The sequence below is a fragment of the Flagellimonas rhodophyticola genome (assembly GCF_049332665.1).
In the GTDB taxonomy this organism is placed as follows: domain Bacteria; phylum Bacteroidota; class Bacteroidia; order Flavobacteriales; family Flavobacteriaceae; genus Flagellimonas.
The window spans coordinates 508,454-526,047 of sequence record NZ_CP186326.1 but is presented as its reverse complement, the minus strand read 5'-3'; the positions used below and the strand labels follow the sequence as shown (position 1 = coordinate 526,047).

Here is a 17,594-nt window from a genome sequence, read left to right as displayed (position 1 = left end):
CGAAGTGGCAGGCATCAAAGAAAAACTTTTAGAATTCTGTTGGGCTAGTGTTGATGAAAAAACAACACGACTAAAAAAACGAAGTGCCGAACTGCAAGAATCTCTGGGTTCCGAAACCAAGAGCAGCGCAGGAGACAAACATGAAACGGGTCGGGCAATGGTGCAATTGGAACAAGAGAAATTGGGAAACCAACTTGTAGAATTGGATAAGACCAAAGCAATTCTTCAAAAGGTAGATATTGCCAAAGAGTCTTCAAAAACTGTATTGGGAAGTCTTGTTAAAACCTCAGGAGCAGATTATTTCATTGCCGTTTCTACTGGAGTGTACACAAATGGAGGAACCAGTATTTTTTGCATTTCGCCTGGAGCACCAATCGCCCAATTATTATTGGGAAAGCAGAAGGGAGATAAAATTGTTTTTAATGGGAAAGAAATTGAGGTTCTTGAGGTACAATGATTTTTCAGCTACTCCTTTCTCAAATGTTATCCAGAACTTTCCGAAGGAAAAGGAGAACAGCTCATTATCCATTGATTGTTTTTATCAACCCGTAATCTGCAGATATCATTTTAGCACTTGAATCTTTGGCTTAATTTCTCGAACTTCACTTATCGGTCGATATAGCTCATTAAAACAAGCGATATCTTTAACGTAGGCAAACATTTAGCAAAACCTCATGAAAAAAAGAAAGACAATTGCATTATTACTTTTGATTATCGGAATTGCTCTTAGTATTGCCTTTATAATGAAGATTGAATTTCCCCAAAGTTTCGAGACATATTTTAAAAGAGAATATTATAACCAATTTGGTCCTTTAGCAATAAGTGTTGAACTATTAATTGCAAGTTATTACTTATTTATTGGACATAAAAAGACAAATTTCACTTTGGCTCTCTTTGGTTTTACTGCTGTGCTAGATCCTTTTTTTAATCAAATAGGGCTTTTTAACAGCATCATGCCTTTATACGGAACTATAATTTTATCGATTTGTGCACTGCTATGTCTGTGGTTGGCATTTTCAAATGCTTATAAATTGAAACGCTTATCTATTTTAGCCGCGTTTTTTAGTGCTGTGCTTGGTGTTTTTGTGGAACTGTTCTTCAATTACCCGTGATAAACATTTGCCAACTATATGTATAATTAACTTAGATCAACGTCGGAAAATCCTAACTGATTTTCCGTAACTATCCATACACAAACACGTTCTCTGCAAACTAAAAAAGTCGACATAAAAAAAATCGACTCTTAATAATACCAATTGAAAATAATCCTACAAATTCACGACACCACCATCGGCAATAATTTCTTCGCCCAAAATGAAGGTAGAATCCTCTGAAGCTAAGAAAACTGCCACCCTACCCATATCAGTAGACTTACCAATTCTTCCAATTGGAATTAATTCTGTAAACGATTGTTTTGCGTGAACCGAATGTTCTTCGGGAATCCCAAGGTTTTCAAACAATGGCGTATCAACGGTTTCTGGACTCAGTACATTTACCCTTATTTTTCTATCCAGTAAATCTTTGGAAAATGTACGAGCAAAAGAACGAACACCAGCTTTTGCAGCAGAATACACCGTTAATCCGGGCATCCCTTTATGAATGGCAATTGAGGCAACCAATATCACGGAAGCACCATCTTTTAGATAGTGAAGCGCTTTTTGCACGGTAAAAAAAACACTTTTTAAGTTTAAATCCATCATTCTATCGTAGTCTAACTCACTAGCTTCTTGAATGGTACTTAACGAACCTTCTCCAATTGCCCCACCTGCATTTACTACAAGAACATCTAATTTCCCAAACTTTTCAGCAGTCGTGGTAAAAAGGTTTTCTAACTCGGTGGTATTGGTAACATCTGCCTTAATTCCAATAAAATCATCACCCAAAATGTCCAGTGCTTTTTCCATTTTGTTAGGATTTCTACCTACAATTACACCTTTCGCACCTTCATTTTTAAACTCTTGAGCTATACCTAAGCCAATTCCACTATTTCCGCCTGTAATTACCGCTACTTTGTTTTCTAGTCTCATTTCTTAAATTATTGAATATTAATTTTTGTAAATACAGGATCAAACGTATGAATGGCTTTCATAAGAACAGGAACAGCCTTGGTTTTAAAATCCTGATTAGCAAAAAGCTTGTCCTTGTCTTCAAGACTTCGCCACTCAACAATAAACTGCATTTGCGGACTGAATGTCGCCTGACCTCTACTGTCTTTTAAACTCTGAAATACGATTTTAAACTCTGGATAATCACCACCATAACTGCGTTTAATGGGTTCTGCAATTTGATTGTATTCCTGCAAAATTTCCCCGCCATCTTTTACAAGATTTGCTGTTCCAATCTCATAAATCTTATCCGATTTAAACTCAATAGGTGAATCTTGGCTTACATTAAACCAACCAAATTGCATTTCATCTTGAATCGCAGCATCTCTAAGATGTGTGATTTTTTGGTAGTCTTTATCTGCCAAAAGATTTAAACGAGATTGTGGACTATCCCATTCAAAAATGGCCACCGTATTTACCTGAAATTTTTCGCTTTCCGATTTTACAACCGAGAATGAAGTGAATGGTTTCCCACCATATTTTGCAGCAATTGGAATTAATTTTTGAATGTATTCACCCAATATTTCAGCTTTTTCTGGGTTCACTGTGGCGTAAGCAAATTCATAAACCTTGTTACTCTTAAAAGTAACTTTTGTCGATTTGTTAATGTGCATACAAGTTTTCGCACAATCTTTTTTTTGTGCGTATAGACCTGCTGATAATAGTACTGAAAAAAGTACTACGTTGATTTTTTTTAAATTCATTTTTACGGTTTTTAATATTAATACCGCAAACTTATTTACTATGTTTGTACCATACCATTTTTATGGTACATACAATTTAGTTCGTAGTCATGAGAAAAGAGAACTCTACCAATGTAGAAAATCAGAAAATCCTAGAAATGTCTTGTGGACTTACCTATGCTGTTGAGTTGTTAAACGGTAGATGGAAAGTAAACGTCATTTGGAATCTTTCCAAAGGCATAAATCGATATGGACAAATCAAACGAAATATCCCAGGGATTTCAGAAAAAATGCTAACCCAACGTTTAAAAGATTTGGAAAAAGAGGGTTTGATTATTAGAGAAGACTTTAAAACCGTTCCACCTCGTGTAGAATATCATTTAACAGAAGCAGGAAAAGAATTGGTTCCTGTATTAAAAAAACTGTGCAATTGGGGAACTAAAGTAAGAAAGGAAACTAGTGTATTATTCTAAGTCAGCAGAGAACAATGTGTATAAGTAATAGCGGTTTAAGTGATAAAATCAAAGTGTAAACACAAAACAAAGGTCAGTGCAAAACCGAAAGGGTTGTGAGTAGAAATCCGCTACTACTCATACACAAACACGATAAGTGCAACCATATTTTTTATTTGACAGCGATCAATCCCAATCCGGTTTTTTACGATTTGCCTTTTTACTGGAATCGATTTTTTTGGATTTTAACCGCTTTTCAACGGATGACTTTGATGGTTTGGTCCGCTTTCTGGTTTTCGGGACTTCTAAAGCTTTTTTCAATAAATCAAAAAAGCGTTTAATTACAATTTGCTTGTTTTTATGCTGACTTCGAGCTTCATCGCATTGCAAAATAAAGCCCCCTTCTTTATTGAGACGGTTGCCTAATTTTAAGAGCAATCGCTCCTTTTCGGTATGGGTGAGACCTTCGGATAACTGTGCAACAAATGATAACTCTACCTTGGAGGACACTTTATTTACATGTTGTCCGCCTGCACCACTACTTCGGATGGCCTTAAATCGGAGTTCCTTAAGAATCTGTTCTTTGTTCAACTTGAAGACGGGCATTGATGGTATCCAAAGATACATTAAGGAAAACAGTGTCACCCTGCTTTAGCTTTTTGGAAGTAACAAAGTACAATACGGTGTCATCTTCTGCGGTGGCTTCATTAAGATAATGACTTCCTTTGAAGAAGGAAGTTTTTACCAAAACCTCCAAGCCTGAACTATCGGAAAGTTGAAATTCATGTGGATAAACCAATACTGATTTATTTATGGCAGCATAAGATTTCAATAGTTTGATGGGGACTTCATTCACTTCACCAAACAAGGATGCCGTATAATAATTAGGAGGGTTTTTATAGAGCTTTTTGGTTTTTTGGTCTGCTATTATCTCACCATTTTCCAAAATAACTGTTCGATCGGCATATGGCAAAACATCGTTTGGGTCATGGCTGGCCGTAAGTACGGTGATTCCTTTTTCTTTTAGATATTGAAATAAGTTTCTTCGAAGGGAAGTACGCTTAAAATTGTCAATATGTCCAAAGGGTTCATCCAATAGAATGAGCTCGGGTTCCTGTGCGAGTACTCGAGCCAAAGCAACACGTTGTTGTTGTCCACCACTTAGATTTTTGACCTTTATTTTGGTATAATCCTGTAGTTCAATGAGCTCCAAAAGCTCATTAATACGCTGTGAATGGTTTTCTCTTTCAAATACAGAAAGATGTTGCCCAATATTCTCTTCAACTGTGGTGAATGGCATCAGATCAAAATCCTGGGAAAGATATTTCATGTATGCTTCACCGGGAATCAAATTGAAATTGGGCCCTAGAATTTGCTTATCATCCCAAAAGATAGTACCGCTTTCTATATGCAATAGGCCATAAATGATTTTTAATAAGGTACTCTTTCCAGAGCCACTTTCACCCATTAAAGCTACATGGTCTCCTTTGTTCACCTCAAAAGAAATACCCTTTAAGATGATTTTGGAATCGTAGGCAAAGGAATCGATATGAACTTTAAGCATATTGTCGGCAAAAATAAAAATCCGCTTCTATTGAAACGGATTTTAGACCGATTGAAGTATCCTCAATCCTTGAATTCTTTTAATACTGCTTGGTTCGGCAGCTTGTCATATCCCATATTAAAAAAGGTAAAGCCAAAAATATCGGCATATTGCTCGATCGTTTTGCTGACAGGTGTACCTGCTCCATGTCCTGCATTGGTCTCAATTCGGATCAATGTTGGATTATCCCCAGCTTGCTTTTCCTGAAGTTCTGCAGCAAACTTAAAACTATGTGCTGGAACTACACGATCATCATGGTCGCCGGTTGTAACCAATGTGGCTGGATAAGGCGTTCCGGTTTTAATATTGTGGAGAGGGGAATATCCTTTGAGGTAATTGAACATATCCTTACTTTCTTCTGAAGTCCCATAATCATACGCCCATCCGGCACCTGCGGTGAAGGTATGGTAACGAAGCATATCCAAAACACCCACGGCAGGTAGTGCAACCTGCATCAAGTCGGGTCTTTGGGTCATGGTTGCCCCTACCAAAAGTCCGCCATTTGAGCCTCCGCGGATGGCTAAATATTCCTTGGACGTATACTTGTTTTCAATAAGGTACTCAGCAGCGGCTATAAAATCATCAAAAACATTTTGCTTTTGTTGCTTGGTCCCGGCGACATGCCATTTTTTACCATATTCTCCACCACCTCGAAGATTAGGTACAGCATAGACGCCTCCTTGTTCCATCCATACGGCATTTACGATACTAAAGTAGGGTGTCAAACTGATATTGAAACCACCATACCCGTATAAGATAGTTGGATTTTTACCATTGAGTTCCACTCCTTTTTTATAGGTGATGATCATGGGGACTTTGGTTCCATCTTTAGAAGTATAAAAAACCTGCTCGGATTCGTAGTCTTCAGGATTGAAATCGATTTCCGGTTTCCAGTATTGCTCATAAGCCCCGCTTTCCACGTTGTATTTATAGGAAGAACTTGGCGTATTGTAATTGGTAAATGAAAAATAGAATTCCTTTTCATCTTTTTTGCCGCCAAAACCATTGGCGCTGCCAACTCCTGGAAGCTCAACTTCGCGGACTAACTTGCCATCATAATCATACTGAAGCACCTTCGAAATGGCATCTACCATATATTCCGCAAAAAAGTAACCGCCTCCAGTTCCGGTGGTAAGTACATGCTCAGTTTCTGGAATGAAATCGGTCCAGTTCTCGGAAGTAGGTGTAGCTGCATCGGTAACGACAATTTTTTTGTTTGGGGCCTCCATGTTGGTAACCAGATAAAGCTTGGAACCTACATTTTCAATAACATAAGTATCCGAATCGGTATGATCCAAAACGGTAACTAGACCACTATCAGGCTGGGTCAAATCCATCAAAAACAATTTGTTTCCTGATGTAGATGTCGATGCTGTTATGAACAAGTATTTTTCATCTTCGGAAACAGACCCTCCAACATAGCGGTGTTTTTCTTCCGGGATACCTCCAAAAATGATTTTATCCTCGGCCTGAGGTGTTCCCAGTTTATGGTAATACAATTTGTGCTGGTCAGTTTTGGCCGATAATTCACTTCCTTTTGGTTTATCATAACTGGAATAAAAGAAACCTTCATTACCCTTCCATGAAATACCACTGAATTTAATATCTACCAAAGTATCTTCAACAACCTCACGAGATTCGGCGTCGATAACAATTCCCTTGCGCCAGTCACTTCCCCCTTCAGAAATAAGATAAGCTGCTTTTGAACCGTCCTTTGTAAAGTTCAATGACATTAAGGAAGTGGTTCCATCTTCAGAAAAAGTATTAGGGTCCAAGAACACTTCTTCTTCACCATCTTCTTTTTTTCTGTAGACCACATATTGGTTCTGCAGACCATCATTTTTATAGAAATAAGTGTAGTCTCCTTCTTTAAAAGGTGAACCTAATTTTTCATAATTCCATAGTTTTTCCAAACGGTTCTTTAAATCTTCTCGAAAAGGAATCTGATCTAAGTAACCAAAGGTTACTGCATTTTGTTCTTTGACCCAAGCCTCTGTTTCGGGGCTTCGGTCATCTTCCAACCATCTATAAGGGTCTTTGACTTCGGTTCCAAAATAGGTGTCAACCGTATCAACTTTTTGGGTAGTGGGATAGTTCACGGAAATGGGCTCTCTTTTTGTTGTGGTTTCGCAGGCAGCCAATATGGCTACAACAGCAATTAGACTTATTTTTCGCATTTTTTCAGATTGATTCTGATAAAAATACCATAAATAAATTTTTGGTAATGTAAAGAGTAGCTAATGTTTCGCGTTTTCTATGAAATGGCTTCTGACGTGGAAGAAACCAAACTGTTCTCCACCAAATATTCCGCTATCTGAACAGCATTGGTTGCAGCTCCTTTTCTAAGATTGTCGGAGACCACCCACATGTTCAAAGTGTTGGGTTGGGTTTCATCACGACGGATACGGCCCACAAAAACATCATCTTTGTCATGCGCATAAATAGGCATGGGATACGTATTGGTGTCTGGGTTATCTTGAACAGTAACCCCTGGAGTTTCACTCAATAATTTTCGCACTTCATCCAGGTCGAAATCATTATGGAATTCAACATTCACTGATTCTGAATGGCCACCAGCGGTTGGAATTCTTACAGCGGTTGCTGAAACGGAAAAAGTTCGGTCGTTCAATATCTTTTGTGGCTCGCGAGCCAGTTTCATTTCTTCTTTTGTGTATCCGTTTTCCATAAATACATCGCAGTGCGGCAAGGCATTTCGGCCAATAGGATAAGGGTATGCCATTTCACCTTCTATACCGGCAATCTCATTTTCCAATTGTTGCACGGCTTTAACCCCTGTTCCAGAAACAGATTGATAGGTAGAAACCACTACACGCTTCATCTGGTATTTTTTATGCAATGGGTCGAGAGCCATTACCATTTGAATGGTGGAGCAATTGGGATTTGCGATAATTTTATCTTCAGTGGTCAATTCGTGTGCATTGATTTCTGGAACCACCAATTTTTTGGTCGGATCCATACGCCAAGCGGATGAATTATCAATTACTGTTGAACCCACCTGGGCAAATTTAGGAGCCCACTCCAAAGAGGTTCCTCCGCCAGCGGAGAAAATGGCTATATCAGGCTGCGCGGTAATAGCATCGTCAAGTCCGATTACGGTAAATGTTTCACCTTTATAGGTCAGTTTTTTGCCAACCGAACGTTCAGAAGCTACCAACAATAACTCTGTAATTGGAAAATTACGCTCTGCCAATACCTTTAACATCACTTCGCCAACCATTCCAGTGGCCCCTACAACTGCTACTTTCATTTGTATATTTTCTTTTTTGAGAGAACAAAGTTACTGTAGAATAGCGTTTAAGCAAGCATTTTATTACACTATAATCATAAATTAACAAAATGTTATAAATAAAACAACCGTCAGCTTGTTAGCGATGCAAACTGACGGTTTTTATGAGTACTACTGTGATGTAGCGGTCACCCTTATGGGCAAACGATTTTTATTTTTTCAAGGCATCTCTGATTTCAGTCAGCAATTCCTCTGTAGTAGGACCTTTTGGAGCTTCGGGAGCCGGCTCTTCTTTCTTTTTCATTTTGTTCACTCCTTTTACAATCATGAACATTACAAATGCTACAATAATGAAATCAATAACATTGGTTAAGAATTCACCATACATAACGGCAACTTCTCCTACTTTTTCTCCTGCATCATTCATGGTTCCTTCAGTAATTGTATATTTTAAATCTTTGAAATCTGCATTGAAAATAAGACCAATCAAGGGGGATACAATTCCACCTGTAAATGAGGCAACCACCTTGTTGAAGGCAGCACCCATAACGAAACCTACGGCAATATCCACTAGGTTCCCCTTCATTGCAAAATCTTTGAACTCTTTAAGCATTTTATATAGTTTAACTGGTTAATATGCTTACAATTTAACCAAAAAAAGGGTTTTTTTCAATCGGGACACCCAAAAATCACTGGATTACCACTCTAGTTACCCGGGGTGAAATGGCGGTGAGAATTTCATAGGAGATGGTATTGGCGGAAGAGGCAAAATCTTCTGCAGAGCATTTGCCGCCAAAAACAATGACTTCATCTCCTTCTTTGCAATCGATTCCGGTAGTGTCGACCATGATCATATCCATGCAGACATTCCCAATTATTGGAGCTTTTTGTCCGTTGATGGATACATGGGTCTTTCCATTTCCATAGTGCCGACCAATACCATCGGCATGACCGAGGGGTAGCGTAGCTGTAGTTCGATATCCTTCAGAGGTATATGCCCGATTATAGCCCACACTTTCATTGGGCTCAATTTTATGCATTTGGGAAATGATGGTCTTGAGCGTGGCTACTGGCTTAAGTTGGGCATCGACTTTCAGATTATTCCCATAACCATACAAGCCTATTCCACTGCGTACCATTTCGAATTGAGCTTCAGGATAATTGATAATTCCGGAGGTGTTCAACATATGTCGAAATGGAGCATGTCCTAATTTTTGTGTAATATCCTCGCTTATTTTTTTGAAGGTTTCGATTTGAGTCGTACTAAATTCTTGTTCACTAGAATCTTCAGAAGCGGCCAAATGTGAGAAAATTGAAAGAATCTTCAATTCATTTCGTCCTTGTAATTGTTTTATGATGTAGTCTACATCATTCTCCCAAAATCCAAGCCTGTTCAAGCCAGTATTGAACTTAATGTGAACCGGATAGTCTTTTAGCTTTTGGGAAGCAGCCACTTCCAAAAAGCGCTTGAGCACATGAGCGGAGTACAAACTTGGTTCCAGTTTGTTTTCTATAAGCTCATTAAAGTTGATCGATTGGGGATGAAGCACCAAGATGGGCAGTTTTATGCCAGCTTTTCGCAGTAAGGCACCTTCTTTCACATAGGCAACGGCCAAATATTCAGCACCGAGACTTTCCATTTTTTTGGCAACGGTAATCATATCACTTCCATAGGCAAAAGCCTTTACAACGGCCAAAAATTTGGTATTGGAAGTTAATTTCGACCTTAAAAATCTGTAGTTGTGTTCTAAAGCGGTCAGATCTATTTGAAGGGTAGTTTCACCGACTTTATCCATTGGCGGTTTTCTTTTTTGCTTCAACTTCTTCAGCTTCCACATCCATCTGACTTACCTTTTCCCTTAACATGGCCTTATAGAAAGCTGCCCTGCTCAAAGGTTCGTATTCCCCAGTTTCGCCAAGGAGAACTAGTTTGTCATCCTTAGACTTTCTAAAACTATAGTTTGCCAAATTTCCGGTGCGGGTGCAAACGGCATGTACTTTGGTTACATATTCGGCTGTTGCCATCAACGCAGGCATCGGTCCAAAAGGATTTCCCTTAAAATCCATGTCCAGTCCGGCGACCACCACCCTTACACCTTTGTTGGCGAGGTCATTGCAAACCGTTACGATTTCATCATCAAAAAATTGGGCTTCATCAATACCTACCACGTCGCAGTCGTCAGCCAATAATCGGATATTTGCTGCGGCCGGAACAGGGGTGGAACGAATTTCATTTGCATCATGGGAAACCACCATTTCCTCATTATATCGTGTGTCAACTATAGGTTTAAAGATTTCCACTTTTTGTTTGGCAAATTGTGCGCGCTTCAATCTTCGAATAAGTTCCTCAGTCTTTCCAGAGAACATGGAACCGCAGATAACTTCTATCCATCCAAATTGTTCCTTAGGGTTTACTGTGTTTTCGAGAAACATAATGTACTTTTAAACGAAATTGTGTGGTTTTTTCGTTTTTATTATGGGAAAGCACAAAACTACTAAAAAAATATGCCCCAATTTTGGATTAAAATTTAACCTTTTGTTCGTAGTGGCATATTTAAAATGATTTTATTTTTATAGTAAAGACTAATAGCGATGATAAGGAAGTTAAGGGAAGAGTTGATAAAATTATCCACGGATGTTATAACCGCGCGAGAAGATAAAGAGTTGACTGAATTGTACGATAAGGCCAAAGGTATTTATGAGAAGTTGGCCGTACTGAAGTTTATAGATGAAAAGTTAAGTGATATAGAGGTTGATGTGTCTAAAAATGTGATTGCTTCAAGGTTTGAAAAAATGGCGAATGCTGTTTTGAGCGGGAATATTGCAGTACCAGAAAGCAACCCACATGAAGACGAGGATGATTTAATTACCCCGGGAATGGACACTATAAAAGACATGGTCTCTGAAATGCCCACCGAAGCTGCTTTGGAGCAAGTTTTTACCGAGTTTGTAGCCAAACCGGATACTATGAAGAATGAAAAGGAAATTCTTTCTCCAACAGAAAATGCAAAATCAAAATCCTTGAACGATACACTTGTTCGTGACCTCCAAGTTGGACTCAACGATAAACTGGCTTTTGTAAAACACCTGTTTGATGATAATATGAACGACTATAACAGAGTGCTGTCCCAACTGAATACCATTGACACCGAAGAGCGTTCTATATCGTTCATTAACAATATGGTTAAGCCCGAATATAACAATTGGGAGGGTAAAGAAGATTATGAAGCTAGGCTTGTTGCTTTGGTCGAACGCAGATTTGCATAGACACTTTTCCATTTACTTTTTATATTTTTAGGAGCATTCATCCTAATAACATCAACATGAAAATTAAAAAGATAGGTTATTGGCTGTCAACAGCACTTTTGACGGCTATTATGTTCTTTTCTGTTTATAATTACTTTTTCAATCACGAGACTATTGTAGGTTTCTTTGAAGCCATGGGATACCCGACTTATATTATTTATCCACTTGCAATAGCTAAAATCTTGGGATTATTGGCCATATGGGGTAACTTCTCCAAATGGTTGAAAGAATGGGCTTATGCTGGTTTTTTCTTTAATGCTATACTGGCTTTTTTTGCACATTACATGATAAGCGATGGTCAACATATGGGTGCCGTTTTGATGTTTGTTTTTGTTTTGATTTCTTATTTTACGGGAAAGCAAGTAAGGCCGTAACTTTGGCCTATGGGAAAGCTGTATTTGGTTCCAACACCAATTGGAAATTTAGAGGATATCACCTTACGAGCCATCAAGGTTTTAAAGGAGGTTGACTTGATTTTGGCTGAAGACACCCGTACTAGCGGAAAACTGCTCAAGCATTTTGATATTGCAACCCCCTTGCAAAGTCACCACATGCACAATGAGCACAAACAATTGGATGCCACCTTACAAAAATTGAAAGGAGGGACTTCGTTAGCCTTGATTTCAGATGCTGGAACCCCAGCAATTTCAGATCCAGGATTTTTATTGACCCGTGCCTGCGTTCAAAATAACATCGAGGTGGAATGTTTGCCAGGAGCCACGGCTTTTGTACCTGCCCTGGTGAACAGTGGACTCCCAAATGATCGATTTATTTTCGAGGGATTTCTTCCTATTAAAAAAGGCCGCCAAACAAGATTGCAGCAACTTGCTGAAGAAACGCGCACATTGGTGTTCTATGAATCGCCTCATAAATTAATCAAAACCTTGACTCAATTTGTCGAATATTTTGGAGCGGATAGACCTGTTTCTGTTTCCCGCGAATTGACCAAGATGTACGAAGAAACAGTAAGAGGAACTGTTGCTGAGGTTTTGGAACATTTTAACGCTAAACCACCTAAAGGTGAGTTTGTTATCGTAGTGGGCGGTAAAACCTAAACTGTTAGTAAACACCAATATTTCCGACATACTTTGGTAATAACCAAAAGCCAAAGTGGTAGAGAAATTACTTCCTGAGATAAACAAGGTGTACTTTATAAACAAGTATACCCTACTTCATATTATTTCTGGTTCAGGAACCATCGAGGTTGATTTTAAAAACTATACAGATTGGGAAGATAAGGCCATCTACCTAGAGAAAGGACAATACATAAAGTTCTTTTCGGATGATTTCGTTGTCAGAAAAATAGAATTTCCAAACAAGACCATTTTTGAAAAGAAAGAAGTACGGGTGCTCTTCAAACATCTAATTTCGTTGGGATATATCAACTTCAACGAATGTGAGGAGTGCAAAAGGTATTTATCCAACACGGTGTTTTCAGAGAATACTTCTGAAATTATTGATATTTCTTCCAAACAATGGTATTGGCAAAATCCTTTTCAGGCAAGCAAACAAGAATATCAGATAATTTTTGATGTTAAGGAGATTATCGATAAGGAATATTATGGCAATTTCAACAACAATGACCTGTCGGCATTAATGTTGGAAAACGGATACAATGCCCAAGCGCTTGTGAAGGATAAGATAGGTCTATCTATTAGAGCTTTGCTCTCTAATAAAAGATTAATGGAGAGCAAAAAGAAAATAGCATTTACGGACAAAAGCATTCAAGAAGTCTCTTACGAAACAGGGTATCGAGATCCAGCATATTTTAACAGGGTATTTAAAAATACTACGGGACAGACCCCATCAGAATTTCGAAACGATTTCGATTATGAAAACCGCGATACCTTCACCAAGAACCTTATCGAATTACTAAAAAATCATCATGCTGAGCAGCGAAACCTTGAGTTTTATGCTGACAAAATGAATCTCTCCGTCAAGGCACTTTCCAAAAAAACCAGAGCAAAAATGAACGCTTCTTTAGGTCAGCTGATTCGAAACGAGTTGATTTCTACCTCAAAAAAACTACTTGTCCAAGAAGCTTCCGTCAAGGACATTGCCTACAAACTTGGATTTGAAGAGGCGAACCATTTTTCAAACTTCTTTAAAAATTATACAGGAAGTACTCCTACCGATTACAAAATCAAAAAGTACAATTTTTAGCGTCTTTTTTGTACCTCTTAGAGGGCATTCCATTCTGAAATTTGCAATGTAATTACAAACTAAAATTTGTTTAATCATTAAAAATAAAAGTAATGGATATTAAATCACTAGCCACCGAAATGGATGGCATTGTAGGCAAAGGAGCCATTGTAGATGCAGTAAAACAATTTTTTGCAGAAGACGCCACAACGTCTGACTATAATGGACTAGCGACCACAAACAAACAACAAATGGTCGAAAAAATGGAAGGCTTCGCGGGAGCAATCGCTCAAGTAAATGGGATTACCCATCACCATACTATTGTAGATGGAAATGTATCAGCTTCGGAATTCACTTTTGATTTCAATATGAAGGACGATAGCAAAATCTACTGGCACGAAATCATTCGTCGTGTATGGAACAACAACGGAGAAGTAGTTCAAGAAGAATATTTCAACGCCCAATAAATGTTCCCGTCTTTCCCTGATATTAAACCTAAAACTCGATTACGTGGTATTAGTGATGCCAGTTTTGGCGCCCTTTTTATTAGGTCCAGATGGTATTATCAATTAGGATTGAAGGGAAGAAATATCAGTAGGGATAAAGACATATTAAATAAAACAAACAAATAAATATTTAAAGAAAAGCAAAATGAAAATTTTAAAATTATCTATAGTAATGGTAGCACTAACATTTGCTACAAATTTATCGGCTCAAGACAAAATGGCCAATAATATTGACAATAGTAATATTGCACTTGCAGGTTATAGCCCTGTATCATACTTGGATTTGGGATTGGCCCAGAGAGGGAACAAAGCGTATAAATCTGAGCACAAAAAAGTGGTTTATTATTTCACTTCAGAAGAGCAAAAGGCAACTTTTGATAAAAATCCTTCCAAGTATTTACCTCAATATGGTGGTTTCTGTGCATTTGGTACCTATGCCGGAGCAAAATTCAGAGTAGACCCAACTAAATTCATTGTAAAAGATGGAAAATACTACTTGTATTTGAACAATGTAGAGTTGGATGCAAAACAACTTTGGCTTGCAGAAAACAACCATGCAAAATTAAAAAGTGTTGCTGACACCAATTGGAAGAAATTGGGTAAGACGCATAACTAGAACATTTTAATAATCGCTAAAATTTTTAGTCATGAAATTCATAACCAAAAGAATTCACGCATTTTTAGATTATCCTGTGGCTGTTGCATTAATAGTACTACCCTTCTTACTAGGGTTGGGTGATTCTAACCCGTTGGCTTTACAACTTTCGGTAGCAACAGGAATTGCAGCATTTGCGCTGACCTTGTTAACAGATCATCACTTGGGAGCTTTTAAAGTTATTCCCTATAAGTTTCATTTGTTGGTTGACTTTATAGTTGCCATAGTATTTATTCTGGCGCCTTTTATACTGTCTTTTCAAGGAATAGACGCCTATTACTATTGGATAAATGGAATTGCCGTGCTAACCGTAGTTAGCCTTCATAAAGCAGAAGTAAGTGCTTAGCACCAGAACATGGTAGATTAGGGTAACACCATGTTCACATAAAACAACTAAGGATTTTGGTTGGTTATGGCTCCGGGCACATCGATTTTAGGATTGATGTGCTTTGGGGTTTAAAATTACTCTTGGCTTTTTTATACATTTAACAGACATGAAACAATTACTCTCGGATATTCGTAAATGTGAAGTATGCATAGAACACCTTCCTTTAGGTCCAAGGCCTATAGTGGCTGGGCACCCCGAGGCCAAAATTTTGATTATTGGTCATGCTCCAGGCACTAAAGTGCACCAAACCGGTGTTCCGTGGGATGATCAGAGCGGCAAGCAATTGAGAAGGTGGATGGGTGTTACTGATGAAATCTTCTATGACGAAACCAAAATAGCCCAAATGCCGATGGGGTTTTGTTATCCCGGAAAGGGAAAAACTGGTGATTTACCACCAAGAACAGAATGTGCGCCCTTATGGCATAAATTACTACTGAATAAAATGCCTAACATAAAATTGACAATTTTAATCGGACAATATTCCCAACGTCATTATTTAGGCAACAAAATGGAAAAGAATTTGACCGAAACAGTTCGAAATTATGACAACTACGCACCTGAATATTTTGTATTACCGCACCCCTCTCCCAGAAATCGATTTTGGTTGAGCAAGAATCCTTGGTTTGAAGTTGAGGTTATCCCTAAACTGCAGGAGCATATTTCAAAACAATTGAACCCTTAATACGAAGTACCGGATCGTAATCGGCTAAAAGTTTCGGGTTTCATGTTAAGGTAGGAGGCCAAATATTTTTGAGGAATCACTTTTAGCTCTTCAGGGCACCGTTGCATAAAAGCGATATAGCGCTGTTCGGCAGAAAGGGTTAAAAGTTCTACCTCTCTACTTAACCTTCCAAATAAGATCTGCTGAAAAAATTCATGACCCCACTTATAAAAGCCGGGGTACTTTTCAAACAAATCTTGATAGTCTTTAAATGAAATCGCCAACATTTGCGATGGTTTTAGTGCTTCTAAAAAAGTATACGAAGGTTGTTTGTTGATAAATGAATCAAACACTCCGGAGGGACTTCCCGAATACGAAAACCCAAGAACCACTTTTTCCCCTTTCTCGTTTAAAATGTAAATGGCCTGGACCCCTTCCAACACAAAATAGAAATAGCGTTCAATATTTCCGGCTTCCGTGATGAGGTCGTATTGATTAAAAGTCTTTACGGACCAAACCGATTTAAAATGATGTTCTTCTTTTTCGGTCAAAGCGACCTGAGGGAAAAATGCCTTTAGGCGAAGAAAAGTTTCATCATCCATTCGGGAAAGAAGGTTTTCTCAAAAATAATCCAAATTGTTCCTTTTTTGGTTGTCATCCCAAATTTTAGGAAGAGGTGTATAAGAAAAGAAATTGTTTATAAAACCAGAATTGGCACCCATCAAGTTGTGCTTGAATCTTAGGTAAAATTTCCCGAACTTCACTTATCGGTCGATATAACTCATTAAAACGAGCAATATCTTAAACGTTACCTGCAAGTTGGAATAACACAATGATTGACAATGAATACAAATACAGAATAAACAATGTAATTGACCATATCGAAAAGAATCTGGACAACGATTTTTCATTGTCGGAATTAGCAAAGATTTCCAACTTCTCAAAATTTCATTTCAGCAGAATATTTCAAGGCATTACAGGCGAAACACCATTTCAACTGATTCTTCGACTTCGACTTGAAAAAGCAGCATCGCTATTAATTCACGGAAACGATACAATCTCTGACATAGCTTTCAAATGTGGATTTAAAAGTTTGCCTGTATTCTCAAAAAACTTTAAGTCACATTTCAACGATTCTGCAACTTCATTCAAAAAGAAAAATAGCAATTTGAATAAAGTGAATAGCACGAAAGATAAAAGCGTTGGCACACCTTCCATTTACATTTGTAACCAAACGAAATCAATTAAATGGAAAGTAGATATGAAAAATAACGAAAGTATTGAAATAAAGGAATTACCGAACATTCCCGTGGTTTATTTAAGACACATTGGACCTTATCAAGGAGATTCGGAATTATTCGAAAGATTATTCAGTAAACTGTTTGCTTGGGCTGGGCCAAAAGGAATTTTAGACAACGGAGATTTCCAAACGGCCATTGTTTATCACGACGATGTAAATGTTGCTGACAAAAGTAAATTAAGAACAAGTGTTTGTTTAACTGCACCAGAAAACACTTCGGTTGATGGAGAGATTGGAAAAATGGTTCTTGAAAAAGGAAAATATGTAGTTGCAAGATTCACAGTAAAAGCCGATGAATTTCAACAGGCTTGGGATTGGCTTATGGGAAAGTGGTTTCCAATAAGCGGATATCAACCCGATGACAGAGCTTGTTTCGAATTGTATCCTGAAGAGCCTGAAGACGGGGTTTTTAAAGTCGATATTTGCGTTCCTGTCAAAAAATTATAATTTTTTGACAAAAACCAGCAGCTAACAGACACTATCATCCATAAGCCTAGCCGGCCGCACTAACCGAGCTATTTGCAAAGACTGGTACTATAAGATACT

The 17,594-nt window shown here is 38.1% G+C and carries 22 protein-coding genes; 12 read left to right on the top strand and 10 right to left on the bottom strand.

The window, feature by feature from the left end; all coding sequences use genetic code 11:
* The first annotated feature begins 4 nt into the window (after positions 1–4).
* Both ACOKFG_RS02470 and ACOKFG_RS02465 read left to right on the top strand, forming a co-directional pair.
* On the top strand, positions 5–457 hold the full coding sequence (locus ACOKFG_RS02470) for a 3-oxoacyl-ACP synthase (RefSeq protein ID WP_299170843.1): 453 nt from the start codon (positions 5–7) through the stop codon (positions 455–457).
* 217 nt (positions 458–674) lie between these two features.
* Complete coding sequence (locus tag ACOKFG_RS02465) at positions 675–1,112, top strand: hypothetical protein (RefSeq protein ID WP_299170842.1); 438 nt, start codon at positions 675–677, stop codon at positions 1,110–1,112.
* 156 nt (positions 1,113–1,268) lie between these two features.
* Here ACOKFG_RS02465 and ACOKFG_RS02460 read toward each other — a convergent pair whose 3' ends face one another.
* Entirely contained in the window at positions 1,269–2,027 is a 759-nt protein-coding gene (locus ACOKFG_RS02460) for an SDR family oxidoreductase (protein ID WP_422861795.1), read from the bottom strand.
* An 8-nt stretch (positions 2,028–2,035) separates the two neighbouring features.
* Positions 2,036–2,809 (bottom strand): DUF1330 domain-containing protein, encoded by a 774-nt coding sequence (locus ACOKFG_RS02455; protein WP_299170840.1) that lies wholly within the window; start codon positions 2,807–2,809, stop codon positions 2,036–2,038.
* Between the two features lie 89 nt (positions 2,810–2,898).
* Here ACOKFG_RS02455 and ACOKFG_RS02450 point away from each other — a divergent pair, with 89 nt between their 5' ends.
* Positions 2,899–3,261: a winged helix-turn-helix transcriptional regulator gene (locus ACOKFG_RS02450; protein WP_299170839.1), complete on the top strand. Its 363-nt coding sequence runs from the start codon at positions 2,899–2,901 to the stop codon at positions 3,259–3,261.
* 165 nt (positions 3,262–3,426) lie between these two features.
* Here the strand turns inward: ACOKFG_RS02450 and arfB are convergent, their stop codons facing one another.
* From arfB to ACOKFG_RS02415, 7 genes are all read right to left on the bottom strand, one after another.
* A complete protein-coding gene (gene arfB, locus ACOKFG_RS02445; RefSeq protein ID WP_298793537.1) occupies positions 3,427–3,831 on the bottom strand; it encodes an alternative ribosome rescue aminoacyl-tRNA hydrolase ArfB in 405 nt (134 codons plus the stop codon).
* Positions 3,809–4,804, bottom strand: coding sequence for an ABC transporter ATP-binding protein (locus ACOKFG_RS02440; protein ID WP_422861794.1), 996 nt, complete (start codon positions 4,802–4,804; stop codon positions 3,809–3,811). Before ACOKFG_RS02440 ends, arfB begins: the two co-directional genes overlap by 23 nt.
* Positions 4,805–4,866: 62 nt before the next feature.
* A complete protein-coding gene (locus ACOKFG_RS02435; RefSeq protein WP_422861793.1) occupies positions 4,867–7,020 on the bottom strand; it encodes a prolyl oligopeptidase family serine peptidase in 2,154 nt (717 codons plus the stop codon).
* Between the two features lie 77 nt (positions 7,021–7,097).
* Positions 7,098–8,111 carry an aspartate-semialdehyde dehydrogenase gene (locus ACOKFG_RS02430; RefSeq protein ID WP_299170832.1) on the bottom strand — a complete coding sequence of 338 codons (1,014 nt, stop codon included), beginning with the start codon at positions 8,109–8,111 and terminating at the stop codon, positions 7,098–7,100.
* 190 nt (positions 8,112–8,301) lie between these two features.
* Entirely contained in the window at positions 8,302–8,703 is a 402-nt protein-coding gene (gene mscL / locus ACOKFG_RS02425) for a large-conductance mechanosensitive channel protein MscL (RefSeq protein WP_298792549.1), read from the bottom strand.
* Between the two features lie 76 nt (positions 8,704–8,779).
* Positions 8,780–9,886, bottom strand: a complete 1,107-nt coding sequence (alr, locus tag ACOKFG_RS02420) for an alanine racemase (protein ID WP_298792547.1) — start codon at positions 9,884–9,886, stop codon at positions 8,780–8,782.
* Positions 9,879–10,523, bottom strand: coding sequence for a thymidine kinase (locus ACOKFG_RS02415; RefSeq protein WP_298792545.1), 645 nt, complete (start codon positions 10,521–10,523; stop codon positions 9,879–9,881). The genes alr and ACOKFG_RS02415 overlap by 8 nt, the downstream gene beginning before the upstream one ends.
* 159 nt (positions 10,524–10,682) lie before the next feature.
* Between ACOKFG_RS02415 and ACOKFG_RS02410 the strand changes: the two genes are divergently transcribed.
* The 8 genes from ACOKFG_RS02410 (at position 10,683) to ACOKFG_RS02375 (ending at position 15,769) form a co-directional block, all read left to right on the top strand.
* The gene (locus ACOKFG_RS02410; RefSeq protein ID WP_298792543.1) at positions 10,683–11,357 is read left to right on the top strand and encodes a hypothetical protein; all 675 of its coding nucleotides are present in this window, start codon (positions 10,683–10,685) and stop codon (positions 11,355–11,357) included.
* A 56-nt stretch (positions 11,358–11,413) separates the two neighbouring features.
* Positions 11,414–11,770: a DoxX family protein gene (locus tag ACOKFG_RS02405; RefSeq protein ID WP_298792541.1), complete on the top strand. Its 357-nt coding sequence runs from the start codon at positions 11,414–11,416 to the stop codon at positions 11,768–11,770.
* Between the two features lie 9 nt (positions 11,771–11,779).
* The gene (gene rsmI, locus ACOKFG_RS02400) at positions 11,780–12,451 is read left to right on the top strand and encodes a 16S rRNA (cytidine(1402)-2'-O)-methyltransferase (protein ID WP_298792539.1); all 672 of its coding nucleotides are present in this window, start codon (positions 11,780–11,782) and stop codon (positions 12,449–12,451) included.
* A 55-nt stretch (positions 12,452–12,506) separates the two neighbouring features.
* Positions 12,507–13,559 (top strand): helix-turn-helix domain-containing protein, encoded by a 1,053-nt coding sequence (locus ACOKFG_RS02395; protein WP_422861792.1) that lies wholly within the window; start codon positions 12,507–12,509, stop codon positions 13,557–13,559.
* Positions 13,560–13,651: 92 nt separating this feature from the next.
* Positions 13,652–14,005, top strand: coding sequence for a hypothetical protein (locus tag ACOKFG_RS02390; RefSeq protein WP_298923666.1), 354 nt, complete (start codon positions 13,652–13,654; stop codon positions 14,003–14,005).
* A 184-nt stretch (positions 14,006–14,189) separates the two neighbouring features.
* The gene (locus ACOKFG_RS02385; protein ID WP_299170825.1) at positions 14,190–14,660 is read left to right on the top strand and encodes a YHS domain-containing (seleno)protein; all 471 of its coding nucleotides are present in this window, start codon (positions 14,190–14,192) and stop codon (positions 14,658–14,660) included.
* A gap of 31 nt (positions 14,661–14,691) precedes the next feature.
* Positions 14,692–15,045 carry a hypothetical protein gene (locus ACOKFG_RS02380; RefSeq protein WP_422861791.1) on the top strand — a complete coding sequence of 118 codons (354 nt, stop codon included), beginning with the start codon at positions 14,692–14,694 and terminating at the stop codon, positions 15,043–15,045.
* A 148-nt stretch (positions 15,046–15,193) separates the two neighbouring features.
* Positions 15,194–15,769: a uracil-DNA glycosylase family protein gene (locus tag ACOKFG_RS02375; protein WP_299170821.1), complete on the top strand. Its 576-nt coding sequence runs from the start codon at positions 15,194–15,196 to the stop codon at positions 15,767–15,769.
* On the opposite strand, the gene ACOKFG_RS02370 is transcribed toward ACOKFG_RS02375, so the two are convergent.
* The gene (locus tag ACOKFG_RS02370) at positions 15,766–16,350 is read right to left on the bottom strand and encodes a Crp/Fnr family transcriptional regulator (RefSeq protein WP_298792530.1); all 585 of its coding nucleotides are present in this window, start codon (positions 16,348–16,350) and stop codon (positions 15,766–15,768) included. The genes ACOKFG_RS02375 and ACOKFG_RS02370 overlap by 4 nt on opposite strands.
* A 230-nt stretch (positions 16,351–16,580) precedes the next feature.
* On the opposite strand from ACOKFG_RS02370, the gene ACOKFG_RS02365 reads away from it, so the two are divergent.
* Entirely contained in the window at positions 16,581–17,495 is a 915-nt protein-coding gene (locus tag ACOKFG_RS02365; RefSeq protein WP_299170817.1) for an AraC family transcriptional regulator, read from the top strand.
* Positions 17,496–17,594: the final 99 nt, after the last annotated feature.